The organism is Paenibacillus sp. BR2-3, assembly GCF_046529485.1.
In the GTDB taxonomy this organism is placed as follows: domain Bacteria; phylum Bacillota; class Bacilli; order Paenibacillales; family Paenibacillaceae; genus Paenibacillus_AQ.
The window spans coordinates 1001243-1026618 of record NZ_CP126311.1; the positions used below are offsets into that span (position 1 = coordinate 1001243).

A 25376-nucleotide genomic window follows, 5' to 3' on the forward strand; every position below is an offset into this window, starting at 1 on the left:
TAAGAAATAACAATAAACACATGTACAAATCAATGGCGTATCCTTTCCGGGTGTTAGAGCACAGGATAGGGTTTCGCCTTTTTTGATGCTAGGCATCACAATGCTGTACAATTTCACAGCTAGAAATTGGGATGAAAACGTGTACATTTCTTGGGGTTGTGATGATAAGATAATTTTGGGAGGAGAAAGAGAGGCGAGATTGTGGCGCCGTCCATGCAGCATGCAGGGGATCTCCGCTCATTCCCCGCAGCCTGATGCCAGGCAATGGCCAACTGTGCATCCGGATTGTAAGCGCAACTACTTTTAATGAACCCTAGATAATCAGTCTTGAAGGAAGGGGGAAGATATGGAACTTGATGCTAGAAGCAGCCAACTGTTGCAGGAACTGCTAACCAATCCCGGAATCAAGAACAAGGACCTGGAACTGAAATACAGCTTAAGCCGAAGACAAATCGAATACAGTCTGGGCAAAATCAACGATTGGCTGGAGGCCCGTTATTTGCCTCAAATCAAAAGAACCAAAACCGGCTTGTTTCTCATCAATAAAGCATTGTTAACCGCACTGTCAGTGGATCAGGAGCAATCTGCGAACAACGCGTATATACTCTCCGAGGAAGAGCGGACGAATTTAATCATATTGATGCTGCTGAGCAAGAGCGAGGAATTATCATTGTTTCACTTTACGGATGCGCTCGGTGTCAGCAAGAATACGATTCTCAGCGACCTCAAAAATGCGCAGGCAATAGCTGCTTCTTTCAAACTGGTCATCAAGTATTCCCGAGTGCTCGGATATTCGCTAGAGGGTAAAGAATTTAACAAAAGGCAGGCCCTGATCAGCATTGTTTATAAAACGATAGAAATGTACAACGGGGAGAACTGGATCAAAGATCTTGCCAATGTTGCCGCGGGTGAGATCTCCGTCCTGCGCTGCAAAATCGAAGCGGTGGAAGGCAAACTTCATCTCAAATTTACGGATGAGAAAATGGAATCCATGCCATACATTCTCTTGCTGTCCCTAAGAAGGATAAGACAGGGCCAGATTGTTGAAGGGTTTCCTATTCACTGCGACGAGCTAGCCGACACGAAGGAATACAAGGCGGCGGAAGAGCTTCTGCTGGATCTGCCCGGCATTCCTATGGAGGAGAGAATGTTCATCACGCTGCATCTGCTTACGACCAATGTGTCCTCGACGGCCTACTTGTCAGATGATACTCTTCCAGAGCTTACGCTTGCACTTGATGAAATGTTGTCCCTGTTCGAACGAAACGCTTGTGTGACCCTGCAGGATAGGGAGCAGCTTCTGAACAAGATTCTGCTGCATTTAAAGCCTGCATATTACCGGATTAAATATCAGCTGTCGATTACCAATCCGCTTCAGGACACCATTGGCAAGGAATTCAAGGAGCTCCACCATCTTGTTAAAAAATCAAGCACACCCCTTTGCACCCTGATCGGCGGCGACATCCCGGAAAGTGAAATGACTTATCTGACGATGCTCATCGGCGGCTGGCTGTCGAGGCAGGGAGACAGCCTGCAGCAAAAAATCAAAGCGCTTGTGGTTTGTCCCAAGGGTGTGTGCGTATCCAAGCTGCTGCAAAGCACGCTGCGCGAGCTGTTTCAGGAATTTGTGTTTTTCGATTCCTTATCGGTCAGAGAGTTTCACAATTATTCCCTGGAGTATGATGTAGTCTTTTCCACCGTATATTTGCCAACCAACAAGAAGCTGTTTGTCATTAAATCCTTCCTGGAGAAAGAGGACAAGTACCGGCTGCGCCAGCAGGTGATGCAGGAGATGCATGGCTACAGCCCCTCCGAGTTCAACATGGAGCAAATCATGGAGATTGTGGGGAAGTATGCAGTTATTGAGAACAGCCATAGCCTGCGTACAGAGCTTCAGGAGCATTTCGCTCCGGAGAGCAAGGCCAAGAGCAAACCGGCCTTTGACATCAAGATGCCGGATTTAAGCGGGCTGCTGATTCCGGATACGATCCGGCTGGCAGAACGTGCCGACTCCTGGCAGGCGGCTATCCGTATGGGGGCAGAGCCGTTGCTTCGACGCGGGTCAATCACGCCGGGTTATGTGGAGGCGATGATCAATTCCTATGACAGCAATGATCCTTATATTGTGATTGGTCACAATTTGGCTATACCGCATGCGGATCCCAGCCACGGCGTGAATGAGGTCTCCATGAGCCTGCTGCGTCTGGAAGAGCCGGTGAACTATTCGGAGGGCTACTCTATCCATGTCATAGTCATCATAGCTGCCAAGGATAAGCATCAGCATTTGCGTTCCCTGATGCAGCTGATGAAGCTGGCAGGCAGCCAGGAAGATGTCAGGGCTGTCATTGAAGCAGATTCCGCCCAGCTAATTCATGAGGTAGCCGCGAAATTTTCCGAAGATTAAGAGAGAAGGTTATGAAATGAGTATGGATATGATGGATGAATCCTTGATTCTGATCAACGTGCAGGGGGAGAGCAAAGAGGATATTTTGGAGAAAATGGCCAGGAATCTGGTCGAGAAGGGCATCGTGAAGGAAAGTTATATCGCTGCTATTATCGAACGGGAGCAATCGTACCCGACAGGCCTGCCGACCAAAGCGTGCTCTGTTGCCATTCCACATACCGATATTGAGCATGTGAATCAGAAGGCGATCAGCGTCGGTATTCTGCAGAAACCGATAGCCTTTGGGATTATGGGTGAAGAGGAAGAGACCACTCCTGTGGAGCTGGTGTTCATGCTGGCTATGGACCAGAAGCATTCGCAGCTTAAGCTGCTGACGCGTTTGATGCAAATTATTCAGGATGAGGATATGCTGAACTCCTTAATTACAGAAACCAGCAGAACTACGATCAAAGAGCTAATGAACACCAAGCTACAATTCGAAACAAAGGAGGTCAATTAATATGATTAAAAAGAAAATTCTGGTGGCTTGTGGAGCAGGTATTGCTACCTCGACGGTAGTAAATGAAGCGCTCAAAAGCATGTGCAAAGAAAATAATATTCAGGCTGAGCTGATTCAGTGCAAAATTACAGAGGTGTCCTCCTTGGCCGATGGAGCCGATCTGCTCGTCAGCACAACCATAGCCAACAAAGAATATCCGTTCCCGGTCATCAACGCGCGGGCCTTTTTAACAGGAGTCGGTATGGAGGAATTGAAGCAGAAAATACTGGCTGAACTGACAAAGTAGGTGCCCCAAAGAGTGTTTCAAGGAAGAAGCAAGAAGAATCGTCCAATTTATAGGGGGAATATCCATGCAAGGAATGGTTGACGCATTACGCTCATTTTTGGACCTCGGTCCTACCGTTATTTTACCAGTAGCTATCTTTATTCTGGGCCTTGTCTTTGGGCAAAAGCCGGGCAAAGCGTTCCGCTCGGGTCTTACAATCGGCGTAGGATTCATCGGTATTTCGCTCGTAGTGGATCTGCTCGTCAATAATCTAGGGCCGGCGGCAAACGCTATGGTGGAAAGATTCGGTGTTCAATTAAATGTTATTGATGTAGGCTGGCCGGGATCGGCATCCATATCCTGGGCCTCGCCGATAGCGGCCTTCATAATCCCGCTTGGACTGCTGGTCAACGTGATTATGCTGGTTACCAAAACAACGAAAACGATGAACGTGGACATTTGGAACTTCTGGCATTTCACCTTCACAGGCGCAGTTATATATGCGATGACGCAAAGTATCGTGCTCGGATTGATTGCTGCTGTCATTTTCCAAATTGTGGTCCTGAAAATTGCAGACTGGACGGCTCCGATGCTGGAAGACTATTTCGACCTCCCGGGCATCTCTGTACCGACAGGCAGTACGGTATCCTATGCGATAATCGGCATTCCGCTGGTGAAACTGGTGCAAAAAATTCCTGGCATTAACAAGCTTCATGCTGATCCTGAAAGTATCCAGAAGAAGTTCGGGGTGTTCGGGGAACCGATCTTCATGGGACTTATACTCGGTATCGGACTCGGAGCACTGGCTGGATACAATGCAGGAGAAGTCATCAAGGTAGGAATGGCGATGGGCGGGGTCATGTTCCTGATGCCGCGTATGGTGAAGATTTTGATGGAAGGCCTGATGCCTGTCTCGGAATCCGCCCGTGACTTTCTGAGACGCAAATTCGGCGCAGAGAATGTGTATATTGGTCTTGATGCAGCGGTGGCGATTGGACATCCGTCAGTTATTGCAACAGCACTGATTCTCGTTCCGATTACGGTGGCACTGGCGGTCTTTCTGCCGGGCAACAAAGTTCTGCCGTTCGTCGATCTCGCTACGATCCCGTTCATTGTGGCATTCATTGTAGGCGCGGCGAAGGGAAACATCATTCACTCCGTTATCGTAGGTACGATTGTCATTGGCCTGTCACTTTATATGGCTACTGATCTGGCTCCGCTGCATACGCAAATGGCCATCGACGCTCACTTCAATATGCCTGAGGGAACAGCGCAAATCTCAAGTATTGACCAAGGCGGTAACCTGATCAACTATGTCATTTATAAAGTGTTCGCACTCTTTAATTGACGACGGCACACTCCATTACCTGCCCGGGCTAATATAAGCTACAGTCTATATTAGCTCTACGGATCTTAAGAAGTCAGCTGTAACCGAATAAAAAACAGGCTATGTATAGCTAATATTCTAAAAAAACGGCCTATTTAAATAAACCTATCATTTGGTGATTTAAAAAATAGGCCGTTCCTTATATTTACAATTGTAGAATTTCATAAATAACCGCCAAGTAAGCGCTTATATATCTTTGATTATACCTCAAGCCAGCTGCAATGCACCAGCCCGATAGATATAAAACAAAGTGGAGGGACCCTACTATGAAAGCATTGGTGAAAAAAGAACTGGGATTTGGCCATCTGGAAGTTATAGATGTAGAGGAGCCGAACATCGGCGCCGATCAAGTAAAGATTCAAGTGAAGTATGCAGGAGTCTGCGGAACAGATCTGCACACCTATGAAGGCAAATATAAAGTGAAGGCCCCGGTGACATTAGGACATGAATTTTCAGGAGAGGTTGTAGAAATCGGTGAGAATGTGACCGGAGTTCAGGTAGGGGACCGCGTAACCTCGGAAACCACATTCTATGTATGCGGGACCTGCGAATATTGCAGATCAGGACATTACAACTTGTGCAGTACACGAAAGGGATTAGGCACCCAGCAAAACGGCGGCTTCGCCAAATATGTGATCGCCCGCAAAGAAAGCGTGCATAAGCTGCCCGACAATGTGGATTACCTGTCTGCGGCACTAACGGAGCCGTTAGCCTGCGCCCACCACGCTGTCTCCAAAGCGGCAGTTAAACGGGGAGAAATCGTGGTTGTACTGGGTCCTGGTCCGATTGGGCTTCTGACTGCACAAATTGCCAAAAGCTATGGTGCGACTGTCGTAATTACCGGTCTTGAGAAGGATAAGATCCGTCTGGACAAAGCGCAGGAGCTTGGAATAGATCATGTAGTTAACATTCAAAGCGAAGATGTGAAGAAAATCGTGAATAAGCTTACGGAAGGCTACGGGGCAGACGTTGTGCTGGAATGCACAGGAGCTGTACCGGCAGTGACGATGGGGCTCGATTTGTTGACCAAGAAAGGACGTTACGTCCAAGTGGGGATTTTCGCATCACCGGAAATTCCGGTTGATTTCGAGAAAATTATCCAGAAGGAGATTAAAGTGATCGGCTGCAGAAGCCAGAATCCTTTCGACTGGGGACCTTCGCTGCAATTAATGAACGATCATCGTGTCAACGCGGAGGCGCTTGTGACTCATCAATTTGATATTACCGAATGGGAGCAAGCCTTCAAGCTGATGAAGAACGGTGAAGCAATCAAAGTTGTCCTGACTCCGATTCAATAACAAGACATCTACACGATTTAACGGTGGCGGGGCTACTTTAGAGGATATTTTGCTGCTGAAGTCTGTACCGGGAGCAGCGCGGCTAGGAACGAGTAACGCCGTACAGATTATGGATGGTTCGGGCGCAGCAGATTCGTATTAAGTAGTAAGAACTTAATAGAAATAAGGTGAGCATATTGGTAGAGAGCTTTTTGGACTACACTTTAGGGCCGCATGGAAGATACCTTAGCGGGCTTCTATTCAAATATCAGTTTCCCATCAACAGTGCTATATTTTTGTTTGTGATCTATACGCTTATTCGTCCGCTGGCTCCTACGCTAAAGAACGAAAGGAGAAGAATCATGATTAAATTAGCTCCGTCCATATTAGCGGCTGATTTCTCTGCCCTGGGAAGCGAGATAGAGGCCATTGAAAAAGCCGGTGCCGATCTGGTTCATATAGATGTGATGGATGGGCAGTTTGTGCCGAATATTACGCTGGGGCCGGATATCATAAGAGCAATCAGACCCTATACCAAGCTTGTGTTCGATGTACATTTAATGATCGATGAGCCACAGCGCTATATTGACAGGTTTGCAGCAGCGGGAGCCGATATGATTACGGTTCATGCCGAGGCCTGCCGCCATTTGCACCGTACTATTCAGGAAATTAGGTCCACCGGAATCAAGGCCGGTGTTGCGCTAAATCCTGGGACTCCGCTAAGTGCGCTGGATTGTATTGTGGAAGAGGTCGATAGGGTGTTGCTAATGAGCGTCAATCCCGGATTTGGAGGTCAAAGCTTTATTCCTTCGGTCATGGGTAAAATCAAATTCCTTCGCGGAATCATGGATTCACTTGGCAGAGACATCGATCTTGAGGTGGACGGGGGTATCAAGCTGTCCAATGTCAAGAGCGTCGTAGAGGCGGGGGCGAATGTCATTGTAGCCGGATCAGCCTTGTTTAAGACCGGGGATATTCGAGAGAATATTGACCGCTTCAGAAGCGAGATGGGCGTTTTTGCACCGCTTGGGCTGGACTAAAGATTATGGACAATATTACAAAAATCATTAATAAGCCGTTTAGCTGCAGCTGCGGCCGTGTCCATGAGGTTTCTATTGGAAGCGTGTCGCTGGATTATGACCTGGAGGCCATTGATGAGGCTTGTCTGAAGTATTTTGAGGGACCTCATATATTGGTGGTCTCTGATAACACGACCCATGAAATACACGGCCGGTTGATTACCGATGTCCTGAAGCGAAAGGGCTTCAAAGTAGTGAATTGTCTGTTTCAGGATAAAAAGGTGTTGCCAGACGAGCGATCCTTGGGGACGCTGCTGCTGTCTTCATCCAATAAACTGCAAGGCGTGATAGCTGTTGGCTCGGGAACCATTACAGACTTGACCCGCTATGTAAGCGCGAGACTGGGGATTCCCTTCTTGTCTGTTCCTACCGCGCCTTCTATGGACGGCTATGCATCCGGGGTATCTTCATTAATTGCCGGAGGCAAGAAGACTACCTTTCAGGGAAACACCGCAGAAGCGATTCTTGGAAATATCAATATCATTGCCGAAGCGCCTTTGAAGATGGTTCAAGCAGGCTTCGGTGATATTATGGGTAAAAAAATTTCAGTCTGCGACTGGATTCTGTCCCATACGCTCAGGGATGAGTACTTATGTCCTTATACGCTGGATCTGGTGGAGAGTGCTGCTGACGGCTGTATTGAACGAGCTGCTGATATTTATATTCGGGAGCCTCAGGCTATCCAGTATTTGATGAACGCTTTGCTGCTGTCGGGTATTGCGATTTCCATTGTGGGCGATTCCAGACCCGCTTCGGGTACGGAGCATTTGCTGGCCCATTATCTGGAGGGAGCTTACCTGAGACAGGGGAGAGAGCCGATTGCCCACGGAATTGCTGTGGCGGTAGGAACACTGTGTGCAGGTCTGCTCTATGATACTTTGCTGCTCAGCGAAGAATGGAGGGACCAGGGACAAAGTGCGGAAATCAGAGAAGCACTCGGAAGCAGGCTGCCTGTACCGGATGAGATTAAGAAACGGCTGGAGGAGATCGGACTATCCTGCCATCCTATGGACTATGGCATAGATCGTGAACTGCTTCGGGAGGCTCTGCTGCAATCCCGGTTTACCAGACAACGATATACAATTCTCTCCTATGCTGCGGAAATCGGAGCCTTGGAAAGCGTGACGGAAAAGGTCCTGAATACGTTGTGTTCTGCGTAAATGATACGTAATGTGCATCACAATGATGTACATTTTGGAAGCAATAAATTGGGATGAAAACGTGTTCATTTATGAATATCAAAATGATACTATGAAAATGAAGAAAGGAGAGTGAAGCTTACGAATGAAGATCGTGATCTGTAATGACCATGGCGGATTAATGCTTAAACAAGAGATAGTGTTGTTGTTACGCGAACTAAAAGTGGAGGTGACCGATCTTGGCTGTCATTCCCGCGATTCTGTCGATTACCCTGATTATGCGGTTCCGGCAGCATTGCAGGTAGCAGCGGGGGAAGCCGATCGCGGCATTCTTATCTGCAGCACAGGAATCGGCATGTCGATTGCCGCTAATAAGGTGCCGGGTATCCGCTGTGCGCTGGCACATGACGTATTCAGTGCGAAGGCCACGCGTCTCCACAATGACAGCAACATGCTGGCACTGGGCGAACGGGTCATCGGACCCGGTCTTGCCGGAGAAATTGTGCAGGTCTGGCTGGAGACGGAATTTACAGGCGGACGGCACCAGCACCGTATTGATAAAATAGCGGATTATGAAGGCTCCGCGATATCCGGATAAAGAAGAGAGGAAGAAACCATATGAGTACTGCTTCAACCGTAAGTGTTATTCAGGAATTAGCTGTTAACACGATTCGTACCTTGTCTATTGATGCGGTAGAAAAAGCCAATTCCGGCCACCCGGGCATGCCAATGGGCGCTGCGCCAATGGCGTACGCGTTATGGGCAGGGGAAATGAAACATCACCCCGGCAACCCGGACTGGTTCAACCGGGACCGATTCGTATTATCGGCAGGTCACGGCTCGTCACTGCTCTACAGTCTGCTGCATTTGTTCGGCTACGGGCTGACGATAGAGGATCTGCAAAGCTTCCGTCAATGGGGCAGCCGGACGCCCGGACACCCCGAGGCCGGACACACTCCCGGCGTAGATGCAACGACAGGACCACTGGGCCAAGGTATTGCTATGGCCGTCGGTATGGCAATGGCTGAGCGGCATTTGGCAGAGATCTACAATAAAGACCAATTCCCCTTGGTCGATCACTATACGTACAGTATCTGCGGCGATGGAGACTTGATGGAAGGTGTATCGGCAGAAGCGGCTTCGCTGGCCGGTCATCTGGGGCTGGGAAGACTGATCGTCCTGTACGATTCCAATGATATTTCGCTGGACGGAGATTTGAACCTGTCCTTCTCCGAAAGTGTTGCAGGCCGCTTCGCTGCTTACGGCTGGCAGGTTCTGCGTATTGAAGAGGGGAATAAGGTGGACGACATTGTGGCTGCTATTGCCGAGGGCAAAGTCGACAGAAGCCGTCCGACACTGATCGAAGTGAAGACGACGATCGGGTACGGTTCACCGAATAAAGGCGGCAAGTCGGCCTGCCACGGCTCTCCGCTGGGAGCGGCGGAGACAAAGGCAACAAAGGCCGTATATGAGTGGAACCATGAGCAGCCCTTCCATGTACCTCAGGAAGTGAGGTCCCATTTCGCAGAGCTGGCCCTGCGGGGACAGCAACAGGAAGAGGCTTGGAATAAGCTGTGGAACCAATATCAGCTGCAATTTCCGGAATTAGCATGTCAATTTACAGCTGCTGTGTCGGGAACTTTGCCGGAGGGCTGGCAAGAGAGTCTGCCTGAGTTTGCGTCAGGACAATCGCTGGCGACCCGTGATTCATCCGGTAAGACCCTTAATGCAGCAGCCAAGATCATCCCTCAGTTAATTGGCGGATCGGCAGACTTGGCCTGCTCGAACAAGACCCTGCTGACAGGAGAGGACAACTTCAGCCGCTCAAACTACGCTGCCCGCAATATCTGGTTTGGAGTACGCGAATTTGCGATGGGCGCAGCGATGAACGGGATGGCCTTGCACGGAGGTGTTAAAGTGTTCGGAGCGACATTCTTTGTGTTCTCCGATTATCTTCGCCCGGCGATTCGCTTGGCGGCTCTGATGAAGCTGCCGGTTACCTACGTCTTTACCCATGACAGTGTTGCTGTTGGCGAGGATGGGCCGACGCATGAACCGATTGAACAGCTGGCCTCCCTGCGTGCGATGCCGGGACTCAGTCTCATCCGGCCTGCGGATGCCAAAGAGACTGTGGCAGCCTGGCGTCTTGCGCTGGAAAGCAGAGATACGCCAACAGCATTGATTCTCTCCCGCCAGAATCTTCCAACGCTCCCCATTTCGGAGAGCGCAGCGTATGAAGGCGTCGAACGGGGTGCGTATATGGTCTCACCGGGGGAAGGTGAAGCACAAGGTTTGCTTCTGGCTACCGGCTCGGAAGTAAGTCTTGCAATAGCTGCGCAGGAGCGGCTTGCGGTCGATGGTATTATCGTTTCGGTTGTAAGTATGCCAAGTTGGGACCGTTTCGAGCGTCAATCTCCGGAGTACAAGGAGAGTGTGCTGCCGAGGTCTCTGAAAGCACGGCTGGCCATTGAACTGGGATCGCCTTTCGGCTGGAGGGAATATACCGGTGACGAAGGAAGTACCCTTACACTGAATCACTTTGGGGCATCCGCTCCTGCAGAGGTTCTGTTTGCAGAATATGGCTTCACAGCAGAGAAAGTAGCGGAACAATTCAAGGCGCTGCTGGCAACAGCAACCGGAAGCTGGGGGAAATGAGCATGGTCATGGAGAAATTTGTTGTAACAGAGGAGTCGGGAATTCACGCCCGCCCGGCGTCGGTGCTTGTGCAGATCGCCAGTAAGTTCAAAGCGGAAATTAAGCTTGAATATGATGGAAGGACAGTGAATTTGAAATCCATTGTCGGTGTGATGTCACTGGGTATTCCGCATGGACACTCCTTCACCATTTCCAGTTCGGGGGAAGATGAGGAAGAAGCGATTGCAACGCTCAGCGGCGCCATTATTCGTGAGGGTCTTGGACAATGAGCCTGCAAATGCTGAAGGGCATTGGAGCATCCTCCGGTATCGCTATTGCCAGGGCCTACCGTCTGGAGACACAGGAACCGGTGATTGAGAAGGTAAGCAGCAGAGGCTCCCAAAGTGAGCTTCAGCGGTTCGAAGCGGCAGTGGAACAAGGAAAGTCCCAACTGAAGGACCTTATGGAGATTACTGCACAGAGACTGGGGAGCGAGGAAGCGAGAATTTTTGAAGCCCATCTGCTTGTGCTGAGTGATCCGGAGCTGCTAGGTTCGGTAAAGGATAAAATTTATGGCGATGCGGTAACCGCAGAGTTCGCGCTGAAGGAAGTTGCTCAGGAGATTATCGCTGCCTTTGAATCCTTAAATACGGAATATTTGCGGGAAAGGGCCGGGGATATCCGGGATGTGACGCGAAGGGTACTGACAACGATGGGCGGCCAGCTTTATTATAATCATAACCCGATTAACGAGGCGGTCATCATCGTTGCACATGATCTTACGCCTTCGGATACGGCTCAGTTGGACCGAGTATTTGTGAAAGGTTTCACTACTGAGACGGGCGGGCGTACTTCCCATTCCGCAATCATGGCCCGGTCTATGGAGATTCCGGCGGTTGTCGGTACGGCTGGAGCGATGAATGAAATCCAGCAGAATGACCTGCTGATTCTGGACGGAGGGGCAGGAAAACTCTTGGTCAACCCCTCACCTGAAGTTATATTGCAATATGAAGCGAAGCTGCTGGAAGAGAAGCGCCAACAGGCGGAATGGTCCCTGCTGGCAGAACGCTGCACCTTCTCGGCCGACGGTCACCAAGTGGAGCTGGCCGGAAATATCGGCTGCCCCGATGATGTGCAGGGTGTGCTGGATCACGGCGGGGAAGGCATCGGGTTGTTCCGCACGGAATTTCTGTATATGGGCCGCAGTGAAGTTCCTTCGGAGGAAGAACAATTCCAGGCGTACAAAACGGTGTTGGAAAAAATGAAGGACAAAGCGGTTGTCGTTCGTACAATTGATATCGGTGGTGATAAGGAACTGCCTTCCTTGAAGCTTCCAAAGGAGGACAATCCGTTTCTTGGCTTCCGTGCGATTCGGCTGTGCCTGGAGACACCGGGTCAGGAGCTGTTCCGGACCCAGCTAAGAGCGCTGCTGAGAGCAAGCATCTACGGAAACTTAAAGATCATGTTTCCGATGATTGCCACGCTTGATGAATTACGTGAGGCCAAGGGAGTGCTGCAGGAAGAGAAGCAGAAGCTGCGGAGTGCCGGGACAGAGGTATCAGACAGCATCGCAATCGGCATGATGGTGGAGATTCCCGCTTCTGCTGTATTGGCGGATCTGTTCGCTCCGGAAGTGGATTTCTTCAGTATAGGAACAAATGACCTGATCCAGTACACAATGGCCGCAGACCGGATGAACGGACGGGTATCCTATTTGTATCAACCGTATAATCCGGCGATTCTGCGCCTGATCAAGATGGTCATAGATGCCGCGCATAGCCATGGGAAATGGGTCGGCATGTGCGGCGAAATGGCGGGAGACAGAGCGGCGATCCCGCTGCTCCTCGGTCTCGGCCTGGATGAATTCAGCATGAGCGCCTCCTCCATATTGCCTGCAAGAAGCAGTATCTTGCAGTTGTCACAAGCAGAAATGGGTGTTATTGCACAGCAAGCGCTTGGAATGAGCAGTGCAGGTCAGGTAGCGGCATTAGTTAAGAGGCTGCTGCATTGAAAATAAATTGAGTGAAACTGTGGTCTTTGCAACCCAGGCCAGCCCGTTATCTCTTTATGGAGATTACGGGTTCTTTTTTTGCCGTACAGTGTTGAAAAATAGACCTGCCGCATCTTTTGTCAAGATGTGGACAACGTTATCCACATATTATTGTATAACTGTGTAAAAAGCGTGTAAAACCAGCCCTAAAGCCCCTTTTCTGAACAACTAAAAAGGGGATTACATTTGTATTCTTTTATTGTGGAAATTGTGGATAATGTGGATAATTCGGTGGATAAAAATTCCTTGACAACGAAAATAGCGATTTTATGCCTAAAAAAAGGCCCAAGGGGCCTTTTTAGAGAGATAGTTATACACTAAATCTGGGGATAGAGCTGTGGATAAGTGTTTATGAACAAAACCGCAACAGTGTAAAAATATGATCTGCCGATTAAACATTATTCGTCAGCTAGAATTTCCCATTCGCTAAAATGCTGACTGAGCCGCTCTTTTTTGTCCTTCAAAGCCTGTTCATGTTCCTGCAGCGCCATATAATCCTGATAAACCTCCGGCTTGGCCATTTCAACCTCAATGGCGGAAATCTCTTCTTCCAAAGACGCGATGTTTTCCTCTAATTCGGCAATACGCCGCTGGCGGCTGCGTTCCTCACGTTTGGCCTGCTTATCTGCCTCGAATGAGGTGGCGGTGCCTTTCTCTGGGGTGATAGCGGCATCCTTCCCGGCATTTTTGGCGACAGCCGCAGATGCTTGTCCGGCAGCCTCTTTGGCTATATCCTCTAATTCCTGTTTTTTCTCGACATAGTCGTCGTAGTTCCCCAGATAAGGGTCAATACCCACCGGATGCAGCTCTAGTACGCGCTCTGCCATTTTGTTAAGGAAATAACGGTCATGGGAAATGAAGAGCAAGGTTCCCTCGAAATCAATGAGTGCTGCCTCCAGCACCTCCCGGCTGACCAAATCCAAATGGTTGGTAGGTTCATCGAGAATAAGCATATTTGCACCGCGCAGCATTAGCTTGGAGAGCGCTACCCGCGCCTTTTCGCCGCCGCTCAGTGAGGAGACTCTTTTCAGGACATCTTCGCCGCTGAACAGGAAGTTGCCGAGAATGGTTCTAATCCGGGCTTCCTCCAGCATTGGATATTCACTCCACAGCTCTTCCAGAACTGTATTGCGCGGATTCAGGCGGGTTTGCTCCTGATCGTAATAACCGATCTTTACTTTGGTGCCCCAGTTTACACTTCCTGCGGATGGCTCACGGCTGCCGGTCAGACATTGCAGCAGCGTCGATTTGCCGATTCCGTTCGGACCGATAAGTGCAGCTGTCTCGCCGCGCCGCAGCTCGAAGGATGCCCCCCTGAATAAGGGCTCCCCTTCACCAAAGGAGACTGCCGCGTCACGAACCTGCAAAACCTCTTTACCGGACATGAAATCTGGCTCAAAGGAAAAATTGGCCTTTTTCAGGTCTCCCATGGGTCTGTCCAGACGGTCCATTTTCTCCAAGGCCTTGCGTCTGCTCTGGGCCCGTTTGGTAGTAGATGCCCGCACAAGGTTACGTTGAACGAAATCCTCCATCCGGGAAATTTCATCCTGCTGCTTATCGTATTGCTTCATTCTGATCTCGTACTCGGCAGCCTTCAGTTCCATGTAGCGGGTGTAATTTCCGGTGTAGCGCCGGGATTGATGGCGTTCAATTTCCACAATGGTGGTTACAAGCCGATCCAGAAAATAACGGTCATGGGAAACAACCAGAATTCCGCCGGCATATCCGCGTAAATAATCCTCCAGCCACGTAAGCGTCTCGATATCCAGATGGTTGGTCGGCTCATCCAGCAATAGAAGATCAGGGGCCTGCAGCAGAATGCGAGCAAGAGCCAGTCTTGTCTTTTGGCCGCCGCTCAGCGTGGAGATCGGTGTATCCGGTGCAAAATCCCCGAAGCCCATACCGTGAAGAACACTGCGGATGCGTGTATTCATCTCGTAGCCGCCATGATCCTTGAACCAGTCCGAACGGTGGGCGTACCGCGCAAGCAGCTCCTCATAACGCTTCGGATCTTCCGCAAGCCGTGGATCGGCAATCTGCTCCTCCATCCGCCGCAGCTCGGCCTCCGCTTCAATCAGCGGGGCAAATACTGCCAGCATTTCTTCATGGATGCTTCGTTCCGATTGCAGGCCGCTGTTCTGGGCCAAATAACCAATCGTAGTTTCTTTTGATTTATGGATTTGTCCGCCGTCATAAGACATTTCACCGGCCAAAATTTGCAGAAAGGTAGACTTGCCGGCTCCGTTGACACCGACCAGCCCGACTCTTTCTTTTTCATTAACCTGCAGGTTTATTCCGTCCAATACACTAGTAATTCCATATAATTTCGTAATTCCTGTAGCTTGAAGAAGCATGACGATGAAACCTCCACCCTTGCATATTTCGCCTTGGCATCAGAGCCCCGGCCTTAGGGACAACTATTCCTATAGTTTACATGAAAAGCGTTTTCCGTGCGAGAGTGTAAGCATGGCGATAACATGCCCCAGAAACGCCACCCGGAAGTAACGTATGGGCTATCTTGGCGAACCGGGGACAAGAGTGGTAAACTGGACATACAAACAAGAAGAGGTATGCAAAAGAGGAGGAGGCCGCTTGATGTCAGGCCACGATGCAGTTCTCGCTGAAGCAAAGCAGGTGCTGCGCCGCCGGAAGGCTGCCGCCCGGGACCTACTGTCCCCGGACCAGAGGGGTCAAATATCCTCGCTGGTCTGCAATCATGCTTGGAATTGGCTGCAGAAGCAAGGAACGGCTTCCCTGCTGGCCTATGTCGCCTTTCGCTCAGAGCTGGATACCCGTCCTCTCATCGGGAAGGCTTGGGAGGAGCGGCGGGAAGTGTTTCTCCCCCGGGTGCTTCCCGGGAACGGTGTCCTGGCTTTGCACCGGGTCAATTCGTGGGAGGAGCTAACCCCTGGGACCTATGGGATCCCGGAGCCCATGGTCTCTGACGAAGGATTACTCGAACCAGACTTGCAGCCTATGCCGAGCGCTGTATTTGTACCGGGACTGGCTTTCGACCGGCGGGGCGGGCGGCTCGGCTACGGCCGTGGCTACTACGACCGCCTGCGGGCCGCTTGGGAGTCTGTTATTTCATACAAGGAGAACCCTCCGGTATGGATAGGACTGGCCTATGGTATGCAGCTGGTGGAGGAAGTGCCAATGGATATTCATGATGCTTTTATGGATATTCTGATTACGGAGGATGGCGTAGTACACTGCCGGAAGGAGAATGAAGGTTGAAGCTCACCCATTTCAACGAGCAAGGAAGAGCACGTATGGTAGATGTCAGCGACAAGGAAGTGACCCGGCGGACTGCAACTGCGGCCAGCATGGTCAAGATGGCTCCGGGGACGCTGAAAGCCATTAAGGAAGGTTCCATCGGCAAAGGTGATGTGCTTGCTGTTGCCCAGGTTGCCGGTATTATGGCGGCCAAGAAGACAGCTGACTGGATTCCGATGTGCCATCCGCTGCCGCTTACCGGTATTGATATCAGCTTCTCGGATAACAACGAAGATGAACTATATATAGAAGCAACAGTCAGGACGACGGGTAAGACCGGTGTGGAGATGGAGGCGCTGACCGCCGTATCCGCCAGCGCTTTGACCGTGTACGACATGTGCAAGGCGCTGCAGAAGGATATGATTATCGGACCGACTCTGCTTGTCTCCAAAAGCGGCGGCAAGAACGGGGATTATTCACGGGAAGAAGGATGATATCCGTAGTTTCTACATAGTACATAGAGAGGGAGGTCAAACCTATGGCGTGGAAGACAGCAATCCTGACGGCCAGCGATAAAGGGGCTAGAGGTGAACGTGAAGATACGAGCGCCCAGGTGATCAGGGAACTGGTGGAAGAAGAGCTCGGGGGCGAAATTGTTGAGTATCGAATCGTACCTGATGAGCAGGATGAAATTATCGCGGCACTGATTGAATTGACGGATTATTTTCAGGCGGATTTGGTGCTGACTACCGGAGGAACAGATCTTGCCATCCGCGATGTTACACCCGAGGCGACCCGTCGCGTCATTGAGCGGGAGGTACCCGGACTTTCGGAAGCGATGAGGAGCACTGTGATGCAAAAGAACCGCAGTGTCATGCTGTTCCGCGGAATTTGCGGTATTCGCGGACGGACGCTTATTGTCAATTTGCCTGGGACACCCAAAGGTGTGCACGAGAACCTGGCGGCTATTATGGATCAGCTGCCCGAAGCGCTGCTCATGGTGACAGGCCAGTTCCGCCAATAACGGCCTTTAAAAGGGGCATGATCTACATGCCTCCTTGTTAACACTTCCGTTAAAACATTTGTCATAGATAACAGATGCATGTGTGACATAAGTTATGGTATCATTGAATTAACGGAAACGGTATCATGAACGGACAACAGTAACAAGGAGGAATAACCATGCCGAATATTGGTGCTCCAGGACTTATTTTGTTAGTTATATTAGCGCTGCTGCTCTTTGGTCCTAATAAACTTCCAGAGCTTGGCCGTGCTGTAGGACGGACCTTTCGTGAATTCAAGGAAGGCGCGCGCGATATTATAGGCGATGCAGAACCGGCTCAGAAGAAAGAAGTTCCTGCAGCGGCTGCCCCGCAGAACGTTTCTGCAAATGTTCCGCAAGACAAAAACTTGCCGGAATAATAGTACGAGTAACGCAGGGGGGCTATCCTTTAAGTCAGCTCAGACTTACGGGACACTCCCTTTTTTGTGTTTAAAATGAAACTTTATTGCTGGAATGGGATGGTGGCAGCATGTCTCTGGAATCGGAAGAAATGTCGGTGGTTGATCATCTCACAGAACTGCGCAAAAGGATTATCTATGTGCTGGTTGTCTTTGTAGCAGGATTGGCGGGTGGTCTGTTCTGTGCCCGGCCGATATACGATTATTTGATCAACGCAGATTTGGCTCAAGGTTTTGTCCTGCATGCCTTTTCGTTCTGGGACGGAATTGGAATGTATATGAAAATCGCGGTGGCCGTCTCACTAACGGTATCCGTTCCTTTTATCGTCTATCAGCTGTGGGCCTTTGTCAGTCCCGGACTTCGTCCGGAGGAACGCAGCGCAGCTCTGCGTTATGTCCCCTATGTGTTTATCCTCTTTGTGCTCGGCGTCGCTTTTGCCTATTATGTTATTTTTCCTATGGCGCTTTCCTTTACGATTTCTATTACAAGAAGTATGGGACTTGAGGAAACTTACGGCATTGCCCAGTATTTCGGCTTTATGTTCAACCTGGTGCTGCCGCTGGCGCTCTTGTTCGAGCTGCCCTTGCTCGTCATGTTCCTGACCAAGCTTCGTATTCTTAACCCGCTGCGCCTGCGCAAAATGCGCCGGTATGCCTATTTCGCGCTCGTCTTTATTGCGGTGGTCATTACACCGCCTGATTTCATATCCGACTTTCTGGTAACGATTCCTTTGCTGGCGCTCTACGAGTTCAGTGTGTTTCTGTCTGCCTTTGTTTATCGCAAGCAGCTTTCCGCCGATGCGGCGCGGGAGGCGCGTGATCGCCAATCCTAAAATAACTGATGCAGCAGATTAGGTGGCATATTTTGTTCCGTAGTGGATAGAATGAAAGAAGGTATGACTTGTACAGGCCCGTAAAACCAAATTTTTCCCGAAAAAGAGGGCGATTTGCGTAAAAGGACTTGAAATTTCCATTCAAGTTGAGTATCATAAAAATTGTTGTTAGCACTATAGGTTGTCGAGTGCTAATATGCTTTTCATGAGTATCAGGGGATCGAAGAGGTCGGCTGATATTCCTAACTTCTTGTTTTCAAGGTAAACAACATAATTCAAAGGAGGCTATTTTTCATGATCAAACCTTTAGGTGAACGCGTATTAGTGGAAGCGAGCGAAGCGGAGGAAACCACTTCTTTCGGGATTGTACTTCCGGACTCCTCCAAGGAGAAGCCGCAAGAGGGTAAAGTTATCGCAGTAGGCAGCGGAGCTTTGAAGGATGGAGTGCGTGTGCCGCTGGAAGTTAAGGAAGGCGATCGCGTTATTTTCTCCAAGTATGCAGGAACAGAAATCAAGTATGAAGGTAAAGAATATTTGATTATGAAAGAAAGCGACATTCACGCGATTTTGGGATAAGCAGGAGAATTTCATAAGCAGGAACTCAAATTACTTACCACTAAAAAATTCATTGGGAGGTTAATATAAAATGGCTAAGGAAATTAAATTCAGTGAAGACGCCCGCCGGGCAATGCTCCGCGGTGTGGATGCTTTGGCAAACGCAGTAAAAGTAACACTTGGACCAAAAGGCCGCAACGTGGTACTGGAGAAAAAATTCGGAAGTCCGCTGATCACTAACGATGGTGTAACGATCGCTAAGGAAATCGAGCTGGAAGATGCATTTGAGAACATGGGCGCACAACTCGTTAAAGAGGTTGCTACCAAGACTAATGATGTAGCCGGTGACGGTACTACAACTGCAACGGTTCTTGCCCAGGCAATGATCCGTGAAGGTCTGAAAAACGTAACTGCAGGCGCGAACCCGATGGTTATCCGTAAAGGGATCGACAAAGCAGTTAAAGCAGCCGTTCTGGAATTGCAAAAAATTGCAAAGCCAATCGAAGGCAAACAATCTATCGCACAGGTAGCTGCTATCTCCGCTGCTGACGAAGAAGTAGGCCAATTGATTGCTGAAGCCATGGAAAAAGTAGGTAAAGACGGCGTTATTACCGTTGAAGAATCCCGTGGATTCTTGACCGAGCTTGAAGTAGTAGAAGGTATGCAGTTCGACCGCGGTTACATTTCCCCTTACATGATTACTGATACGGACAAAATGGAAGCTGTACTGGAAAACCCGTACATCCTGATCACTGATAAAAAAATCAGCAGCACGCAAGAAATCCTGCCGCTGCTCGAAAAAATCGTGCAACAAGCTAGACCACTTGTTATCATTGCTGAAGATATCGAAGGCGAAGCACAAGCTATGCTGATCGTGAACAAGCTGCGCGGAACCTTCAATGCAGTGGCTGTTAAAGCTCCAGGCTTCGGCGACCGCCGCGAAGCTATGCTGCAGGATATCGCTGCTCTGACCGGTGGCCAAGTGATCACTGAGAAGCTTGGACTGGATCTGAAAAGCACTTCCATCGACCAACTGGGTAACGCCCGTCAAGTGCGCGTAACCAAAGAAAACACTACAATCGTGGACGGAAGCGGCGACAAGGCTGATATTACAGCACGCGTGAACCAAATCCGTGCCCAACTGGAAGATACAACTTCCGAGTTCGACAAAGAGAAACTGCAAGAGCGTTTGGCTAAACTGGCAGGCGGTGTAGCCGTTGTCAAAGTCGGCGCTGCTACTGAAACAGAACTTAAAGAGCGCAAGCTTCGCATCGAAGACGCCCTGAACGCAACCCGCGCTGCGGTAGAAGAGGGTATCGTTTCCGGTGGGGGTACAGCTCTTGTGAACGTATATAACGCTGTTGCTGCTGTAGATGTAACCGGCGACGAGAAAACAGGAGTTAACATCGTTCTTCGTGCCCTGGAAGAGCCTGTTCGCACAATCGCTGCCAACGCAGGTCAAGAAGGTTCCGTTATCGTGGACCGCCTGAAGAAAGAAGTTATCGGCATCGGCTACAACGCCGCTACTGATGAGTGGGTGAACATGTTCGAAGCCGGTATCGTTGACCCTGCGAAGGTAACACGTTACGCGCTGCAAAACGCTGCTTCCGTAGCTGCAATGTTCCTGACCACTGAAGCGGTTATCGCTGACAAGCCGGAACCGGAAAAGGGCGGAATGCCTGATATGGGCGGCATGGGCGGTATGGGTGGCATGATGTAAAAAGGGCAATAAGCCCTTATGCATCAAGGGTTTCCTTGAGTGGAAACCCCGTTTGACCACATTTTGACCACATCTGCATAAATAATGGAGGTCTCTCAGTTTATTCTGAGAGGCCTCTCTTAATTTTGAAAAGTATTTAGTCGGTTGAATATGGTTGAATTAGCGCAAATTATGGTATACTGAAGAAAAGGGAGGTGTACCGTATGACAAAGGTAAAAGATACCTTGCGGAGCATTCTGGAGAAGGTGGAGACGGGAAAGGTGACGATTGAAGACATCCACACGGCACAGTCGATTCTGGATTCGTCGGTTATCATTTCACCGAGCAGCGTGTTGCGTAAGGGGACTCCTCGTCACCGTGTCAGGCGACAGCTCCTAGCGTACCAAATAGCGGCAGAATCCCATTCGCAGCAAGAGGAATATTACACGGTGCAGGAAGTGGCCGAGCGCTTTAAAGTCTCGGACAAGGCCGTATATAAATGGGTTGACCAAAACAAAATTCAGTATGAGCGATCAAGTGAAAACAGCCGGGATATCCGGATCCCGAAGGCACAGTTCAAAAATCCTTCATCCAAGGCAACGATTAATCGGCGGGAACACGAGTTGTTTAAAGGTGCTATTGAGATGAAACTCGTCCGCCGTAAAGACCTATACCATGATGAGGAATAACAGTGAACGATCCCGTTAAAATCATCATATGGGACGGGTGCATACTCGCCGACCGGTTTATCTATCGCAATCATCGGGTTCGCGAAGAATTTGACCGGCTGTACGATATGCACCTTAATGGTCTTGTCGAATTTTGCTTACCCAAAGCGGTACAGGCAGAATTTTACGGGTTGTTGCGCTCCGGAGGCATAGCAATCCGAACCGAACCAGGCGGCCCCATGCAACCAACTGCGTTTACGCATACCGATCTTATGGCTCTCTTTATAACGTTTAGGGGTATATTTAATCTGGCATTTTTAGATTCATTGAAGGATCTGCCCTGGCCCATGTATTCCGACGTATATAAACAGATCGTCGAGGAGATATTGGAAAAGGAATACGGATGGATCCATAAGGGACAGGATGTAATCGAACGCCACTTGGGAAAGACAATCGCTTCGTTGCAGGAGGAAGTATTGAAGGAACGGGGACGAAAGAAACCTTTAAAGGATGCCGATGACTATCCTGTTATGGCGTCTGCCGTTATACATAATGCTGATATCATCGTAACTTACAACCTCAAGGATTTTATCGACCCGTTCGGGCGAATTCGTGTCATGAATCTGGACACGTTCCTTTCGTCTGAAGTCCAAGAGGATTTATTCTGACAAACTCCGATGAATATTCACCGGAGTTTCATGGTATGCGATAAAAATCAGAGGTTCCTCATAAGTTCACCGAACTTTTTGGAAGCCTCTTTTTTCATGGTTTTTGTGACGTGAAGATACACCCTTTTTGTGATCTCATCGTCCTGATGACCTAATCGCTCCATGATCTCATGAATCCCAACTCCGGCCTCAGCAAGTAATGAACAGTGAGAGTGACGCAATGAGTGAGGGGTAAGGCTCTCATTAAGGCCAGCAAGTCTTAGAAGCCTTCTCATGCGGTTCTGAATCGTTTTAATGAACTCAGGATATCCCATGTCCTTTTCAGTTTTGGCGAATACAAAATCGTTATCATAGTAAGTATCACGATGTAACATTTTGAGTTCGTTCTGCCTTGCCTTTAGCTTTTCTAATTCTTTAAATACGATGGGGTCTAGCTCAATGGTTCTCCTTGAAGTGCTTGTTTTAGGAGTTAGAAGTTGATAGTCTGTGGCCTTGTTTTTAGGATTGTAATAGGTCTTAGTAATACTCACTGTATGGTTGTTGTATGAAAAATCCTTCCATTTCAAGGAGCAGAACTCACCTACCCGCAACCCGCTGTACGCTAAAGTTGTAAATATGACATAATCACGTTCTAATCCTTGCTCCTTGGCTTAGGAAACGTGCAAGTTCTTCTTTTTTAAGATACTTAACGGTCTGTTCTTCATTCTCGATTTCATCGACGGTCTTTTGTGGTCCTGGGAGTTTAGCATATTGGGTCGGATCATTCTTTATAACCTCCAACTCTACCGCTTTGGCGAATATCATTTTGCCAGTCGAGTGAATTTCGGCTATTGTATTAAGAGCGAATCCTTTTTCATGAAGATCAATAAGAGCATCTTGATACATCTTCTTGGTGATTTGCTTCACTTGGTAGCCTTCGAAGTATTCCATCAACTTACCGGATTCATGATTCCGAACTCGGACTGTGCTTACTTTTACTGATGTTTGATAAAGCTTCATCCACTCCGAAACAAAATCCTTAAATGATATAATGCTATCAGCATTATTTATGTCATGATGACAATGCACAATCGTATTGACCGTGATACTTTCGACATATTTTGAATGACAGAACTATGATTTTTATATGAACCGACTTCTCTTGCTATGGTATTTACGGATTCATTCTGGGGCGGCATCATTCTTCTTACGATGGAGTATTTAAATTCTTCACTGTATCTTGCCATAGTACCACGCCTCTCTGGAGCCTCTTGACTAACTATACTTTGGGTGGAGGCCTATGACAACTATCCTAACTCAGGGGGACCCTCTTGAAGAGCTTGGTCTTACAGGCTTCTTAAGGGGGTTCTTTTTTATGGACGGCTTTAATTTCTGCTGTAGGACAACCTGATAAGGACTTGCCCGGGATAGAGCGATATCAATCCATTCAACTCTAGCTTGTTCTTAAGAAAATACTAGTTTACCCAATCATAAATACTATAAACGGAGTAGATTAAATTAAAGAGATTCCATGGAAAGTTATGGGACGGTCTTGTGTCGCAATAATGGACAGGTTGATAAGATCACAACAACCTGTGAGCAGAGGGAAATCAGACTAATAAAGAACGGGGGGATATGGATGGATTTGAACGCATTGACTGGCCTTTTCAATGACAACAACGGTTCAGTCGTGCTAAATGTACTTTTATCTATTGCGTTAATCTGGTGTATCAGGCAAATTGCCAATAAAGAAAAGGTCATTCAGAATTATCAGAAACGTGACGAGGAGAACGAGAAACAGCTGAATCAATACAACCGTTCCCTTGTCAAACTCCTTATTGAAAGAGAAAGCACCGATAAATCAAATGGTGAGGAGGTCGTCGACAAGTGAAGCTCCTCGATATATTCAAAAAAAATGTAATCAAACCCAGCCGTGTAAAACGCGAAATTGAGAAATTGGGCAAAATTCAGGAAGCGTATGAGTCTAATGATATCGAAAGCCTTATTGATTTGCACCATTCCGGACTAGGCAAGAGAGGAGATGATCTGCATGGAAATTATTGATTTGACTTTGGTTGCCCTTGAAGCGCTGGCGGTCCTTATCTTTACTGTTTATGTCCTCCGATACCGTAAATATTTTATCGGACATGGACCAGACCGCACTTATAACCTGTATCTTCGCAGCGTCTGGGTAACGTATAGCGCCGTGGCGCTGCTCTGCCTTAACTTGTTGTGGGGCCGGCTGAATATCGTCTTCGGTTACAACATAGACACCCTGTCCAACACGCTGAGGGAGTTTGTAATGATTCTGACGCTTGTTATTCTGGTATATGCCGGTTTGACCCATAAAGACTTGTGGGACAGCAATAAGCATAAGTAACCAACTACTTTATTGGGGGGTCTATTTACTGGAGGCTTCCGCGCTTATTGACAGGATTATATTTAAGGACACCCGCTGGAGGAATCTCAACGGATGTCCTTTTTAACGCTCCTTTTAACCGATCTGCTGGATCGACTCCAAATGCTCAGCCAGTCTGTTCCAGGTATCCGTGATGCCCTGCAGCATGCCCATATCCAGCACCTGCTGCAATTCTTCAGCCGTCGCATAATCCGCACGGTTAATGACCTTTGTCCTGCCATCCGTCTCGATGAAGGTCAGCGTACAGATCGTTTCCGGCATATTTTCCGCCACATTGGCCTCCGCATCGGAGAAATAATCCACATACACAATTTTCTCGGGCACGATGATTTCACGGTAAACTCCCTTGCCCCATGATTCCATGCCGTAGAAATCGCCCTGGTTCTTATCCTCGCATTTCATGCAATAATGCCAAACCCCGCCTACACGGAAATCAACATGGCATACCGGAAGCGTCCAACCTCTCGGACCCCACCAATGCTTCAGATGCTCCGCCTGTGTGAACGCCTGGAATACCAACTCGCGAGGGGCACTGAATTCACGTTCCAGAATAAGCGCCTTTTCCTCTACCTTGGATACCATTTGATTTGTCATTTGTAACATCCTCCCCGATTTCATGAAATGGGTCAAACCAGTCCTGCCCGAGCGTTCACAAAACTCATCCATCATCCCAAGCTCATTCTTGCTGCTCATTTTCGTGTTTCTTGACCTGCAGCTTCTGTAAATAGTCATCCAGGCGGTTAAACCGCTCCTCCCAGAGGACACGGTAGCCCTCCAGCCAATCGTCCAGTTCCCGGAAAGGATCCGGCCGCAGACTGTAGATCCGGCGATTGGCGTCCACCTTGGCCTCCACGATACCAGCCTCACTTAGAACACGCAAATGCTTGGATGCTTGAGGCTGGCGCAGCTGCAGCTGTTCGGCGATTTCCCCTACGGTGAGCGGATGTTCGCGCAACAGCTCGACAATCTGCAGGCGGTGGGGTTCCGCCAGAGCACTCATGACATTTGCATTCATGTTCATCATCCATTCTCTTGCTGTGTATTTCCTTGATGTAAACAATATACTACATAAGGAATATTAAAAACAAATATCACCGTCTTCAATCAAATCCGTTGGCGGGATGGATGGTACGGGCGGCATGAT

The 25376-nt window shown here is 48.9% G+C and carries 28 protein-coding genes; 23 read left to right on the plus strand and 5 right to left on the minus strand.

All coding sequences use genetic code 11. From position 1 onward, the window contains the following. Positions 1-346 precede the first annotated feature (346 nt). The 11 genes from PaeBR_RS04740 (at position 347) to ptsP (ending at position 12695) form a co-directional block, all read left to right on the plus strand. Positions 347-2404, plus strand: a complete 2058-nt coding sequence (locus tag PaeBR_RS04740) for a BglG family transcription antiterminator (protein WP_410513740.1) — start codon at positions 347-349, stop codon at positions 2402-2404. A gap of 16 nt (positions 2405-2420) precedes the next feature. Next, positions 2421-2903 carry a PTS sugar transporter subunit IIA gene (locus PaeBR_RS04745; RefSeq protein WP_410513741.1) on the plus strand — a complete coding sequence of 161 codons (483 nt, stop codon included), beginning with the start codon at positions 2421-2423 and terminating at the stop codon, positions 2901-2903. A 1-nt stretch (position 2904) separates the two neighbouring features. Next, positions 2905-3189 carry a PTS sugar transporter subunit IIB gene (locus PaeBR_RS04750; protein ID WP_410513742.1) on the plus strand — a complete coding sequence of 95 codons (285 nt, stop codon included), beginning with the start codon at positions 2905-2907 and terminating at the stop codon, positions 3187-3189. 64 nt (positions 3190-3253) lie between these two features. Further along, positions 3254-4516 carry a PTS galactitol transporter subunit IIC gene (locus PaeBR_RS04755; RefSeq protein ID WP_410513743.1) on the plus strand — a complete coding sequence of 421 codons (1263 nt, stop codon included), beginning with the start codon at positions 3254-3256 and terminating at the stop codon, positions 4514-4516. Between the two features lie 305 nt (positions 4517-4821). Further along, entirely contained in the window at positions 4822-5853 is a 1032-nt protein-coding gene (locus PaeBR_RS04760; RefSeq protein WP_410513744.1) for a zinc-binding dehydrogenase, read from the plus strand. Positions 5854-6194: 341 nt separating this feature from the next. Then, entirely contained in the window at positions 6195-6872 is a 678-nt protein-coding gene (gene rpe, locus PaeBR_RS04765; protein WP_410513745.1) for a ribulose-phosphate 3-epimerase, read from the plus strand. A 5-nt stretch (positions 6873-6877) separates the two neighbouring features. Next, positions 6878-8071: a sn-glycerol-1-phosphate dehydrogenase gene (locus PaeBR_RS04770; protein WP_410513746.1), complete on the plus strand. Its 1194-nt coding sequence runs from the start codon at positions 6878-6880 to the stop codon at positions 8069-8071. A gap of 124 nt (positions 8072-8195) precedes the next feature. After that, positions 8196-8648 (plus strand): ribose 5-phosphate isomerase B, encoded by a 453-nt coding sequence (gene rpiB / locus PaeBR_RS04775; protein WP_410513747.1) that lies wholly within the window; start codon positions 8196-8198, stop codon positions 8646-8648. 20 nt (positions 8649-8668) lie between these two features. Beyond that, positions 8669-10705, plus strand: a complete 2037-nt coding sequence (tkt, locus tag PaeBR_RS04780; RefSeq protein WP_410513748.1) for a transketolase — start codon at positions 8669-8671, stop codon at positions 10703-10705. 2 nt (positions 10706-10707) lie between these two features. Beyond that, entirely contained in the window at positions 10708-10974 is a 267-nt protein-coding gene (locus PaeBR_RS04785) for a phosphocarrier protein HPr (protein WP_410513749.1), read from the plus strand. Further along, positions 10971-12695: a phosphoenolpyruvate--protein phosphotransferase gene (ptsP, locus tag PaeBR_RS04790; protein WP_410513750.1), complete on the plus strand. Its 1725-nt coding sequence runs from the start codon at positions 10971-10973 to the stop codon at positions 12693-12695. The genes PaeBR_RS04785 and ptsP overlap by 4 nt, the downstream gene beginning before the upstream one ends. 437 nt (positions 12696-13132) lie before the next feature. Here the strand turns inward: ptsP and PaeBR_RS04795 are convergent, their stop codons facing one another. Next, complete coding sequence (locus PaeBR_RS04795; RefSeq protein ID WP_410513751.1) at positions 13133-15088, minus strand: ABC-F family ATP-binding cassette domain-containing protein; 1956 nt, start codon at positions 15086-15088, stop codon at positions 13133-13135. 241 nt (positions 15089-15329) lie between these two features. On the opposite strand from PaeBR_RS04795, the gene PaeBR_RS04800 reads away from it, so the two are divergent. The 9 genes from PaeBR_RS04800 (at position 15330) to PaeBR_RS04840 (ending at position 21834) form a co-directional block, all read left to right on the plus strand. Next, complete coding sequence (locus PaeBR_RS04800; RefSeq protein WP_410513752.1) at positions 15330-15971, plus strand: 5-formyltetrahydrofolate cyclo-ligase; 642 nt, start codon at positions 15330-15332, stop codon at positions 15969-15971. Further along, on the plus strand, positions 15968-16444 hold the full coding sequence (gene moaC / locus PaeBR_RS04805) for a cyclic pyranopterin monophosphate synthase MoaC (protein ID WP_410513753.1): 477 nt from the start codon (positions 15968-15970) through the stop codon (positions 16442-16444). Before PaeBR_RS04800 ends, moaC begins: the two co-directional genes overlap by 4 nt. Positions 16445-16488: 44 nt before the next feature. Further along, positions 16489-16974, plus strand: a complete 486-nt coding sequence (locus tag PaeBR_RS04810; RefSeq protein ID WP_036649810.1) for a molybdenum cofactor biosynthesis protein B — start codon at positions 16489-16491, stop codon at positions 16972-16974. Between the two features lie 158 nt (positions 16975-17132). Continuing rightward, positions 17133-17372 carry a twin-arginine translocase TatA/TatE family subunit gene (gene tatA, locus PaeBR_RS04815; protein WP_410513754.1) on the plus strand — a complete coding sequence of 80 codons (240 nt, stop codon included), beginning with the start codon at positions 17133-17135 and terminating at the stop codon, positions 17370-17372. 110 nt (positions 17373-17482) lie between these two features. Continuing rightward, positions 17483-18244: a twin-arginine translocase subunit TatC gene (gene tatC / locus PaeBR_RS04820; protein WP_410513755.1), complete on the plus strand. Its 762-nt coding sequence runs from the start codon at positions 17483-17485 to the stop codon at positions 18242-18244. A 294-nt stretch (positions 18245-18538) separates the two neighbouring features. Then, the gene (gene groES, locus PaeBR_RS04825; RefSeq protein ID WP_307588449.1) at positions 18539-18820 is read left to right on the plus strand and encodes a co-chaperone GroES; all 282 of its coding nucleotides are present in this window, start codon (positions 18539-18541) and stop codon (positions 18818-18820) included. 70 nt (positions 18821-18890) lie between these two features. After that, positions 18891-20519, plus strand: a complete 1629-nt coding sequence (gene groL / locus PaeBR_RS04830) for a chaperonin GroEL (protein WP_410513756.1) — start codon at positions 18891-18893, stop codon at positions 20517-20519. 203 nt (positions 20520-20722) lie between these two features. Next, positions 20723-21187, plus strand: coding sequence for a helix-turn-helix domain-containing protein (locus PaeBR_RS04835; protein ID WP_410513757.1), 465 nt, complete (start codon positions 20723-20725; stop codon positions 21185-21187). A 2-nt stretch (positions 21188-21189) separates the two neighbouring features. Beyond that, entirely contained in the window at positions 21190-21834 is a 645-nt protein-coding gene (locus tag PaeBR_RS04840; protein ID WP_410513758.1) for a hypothetical protein, read from the plus strand. A gap of 47 nt (positions 21835-21881) precedes the next feature. Here PaeBR_RS04840 and PaeBR_RS04845 read toward each other — a convergent pair whose 3' ends face one another. Together PaeBR_RS04845 and PaeBR_RS04850 are read right to left on the minus strand one after the other, a co-directional pair. Beyond that, entirely contained in the window at positions 21882-22424 is a 543-nt protein-coding gene (locus tag PaeBR_RS04845) for a site-specific integrase (RefSeq protein WP_410513759.1), read from the minus strand. Between the two features lie 34 nt (positions 22425-22458). Continuing rightward, positions 22459-22833 (minus strand): phage integrase SAM-like domain-containing protein, encoded by a 375-nt coding sequence (locus PaeBR_RS04850; RefSeq protein WP_410513760.1) that lies wholly within the window; start codon positions 22831-22833, stop codon positions 22459-22461. Positions 22834-23452: 619 nt separating this feature from the next. Here PaeBR_RS04850 and PaeBR_RS04855 point away from each other — a divergent pair. The 3 genes from PaeBR_RS04855 to PaeBR_RS04865 are packed head-to-tail and all read left to right on the plus strand — an operon-like array spanning position 23453 to position 24193. Then, a complete protein-coding gene (locus PaeBR_RS04855; protein ID WP_410513761.1) occupies positions 23453-23704 on the plus strand; it encodes a hypothetical protein in 252 nt (83 codons plus the stop codon). Further along, the gene (locus tag PaeBR_RS04860; RefSeq protein WP_410513762.1) at positions 23701-23877 is read left to right on the plus strand and encodes a hypothetical protein; all 177 of its coding nucleotides are present in this window, start codon (positions 23701-23703) and stop codon (positions 23875-23877) included. The genes PaeBR_RS04855 and PaeBR_RS04860 overlap by 4 nt, the downstream gene beginning before the upstream one ends. After that, complete coding sequence (locus PaeBR_RS04865) at positions 23864-24193, plus strand: hypothetical protein (RefSeq protein WP_410513763.1); 330 nt, start codon at positions 23864-23866, stop codon at positions 24191-24193. Before PaeBR_RS04860 ends, PaeBR_RS04865 begins: the two co-directional genes overlap by 14 nt. A 114-nt stretch (positions 24194-24307) precedes the next feature. On the opposite strand, the gene PaeBR_RS04870 is transcribed toward PaeBR_RS04865, so the two are convergent. Together PaeBR_RS04870 and PaeBR_RS04875 are read right to left on the minus strand one after the other, a co-directional pair. Beyond that, positions 24308-24826: an SRPBCC domain-containing protein gene (locus PaeBR_RS04870; protein ID WP_410513764.1), complete on the minus strand. Its 519-nt coding sequence runs from the start codon at positions 24824-24826 to the stop codon at positions 24308-24310. An 82-nt stretch (positions 24827-24908) separates the two neighbouring features. Then, complete coding sequence (locus PaeBR_RS04875; protein WP_410513765.1) at positions 24909-25247, minus strand: ArsR/SmtB family transcription factor; 339 nt, start codon at positions 25245-25247, stop codon at positions 24909-24911. Between the last annotated feature and the right edge of the window lie 129 nt (positions 25248-25376).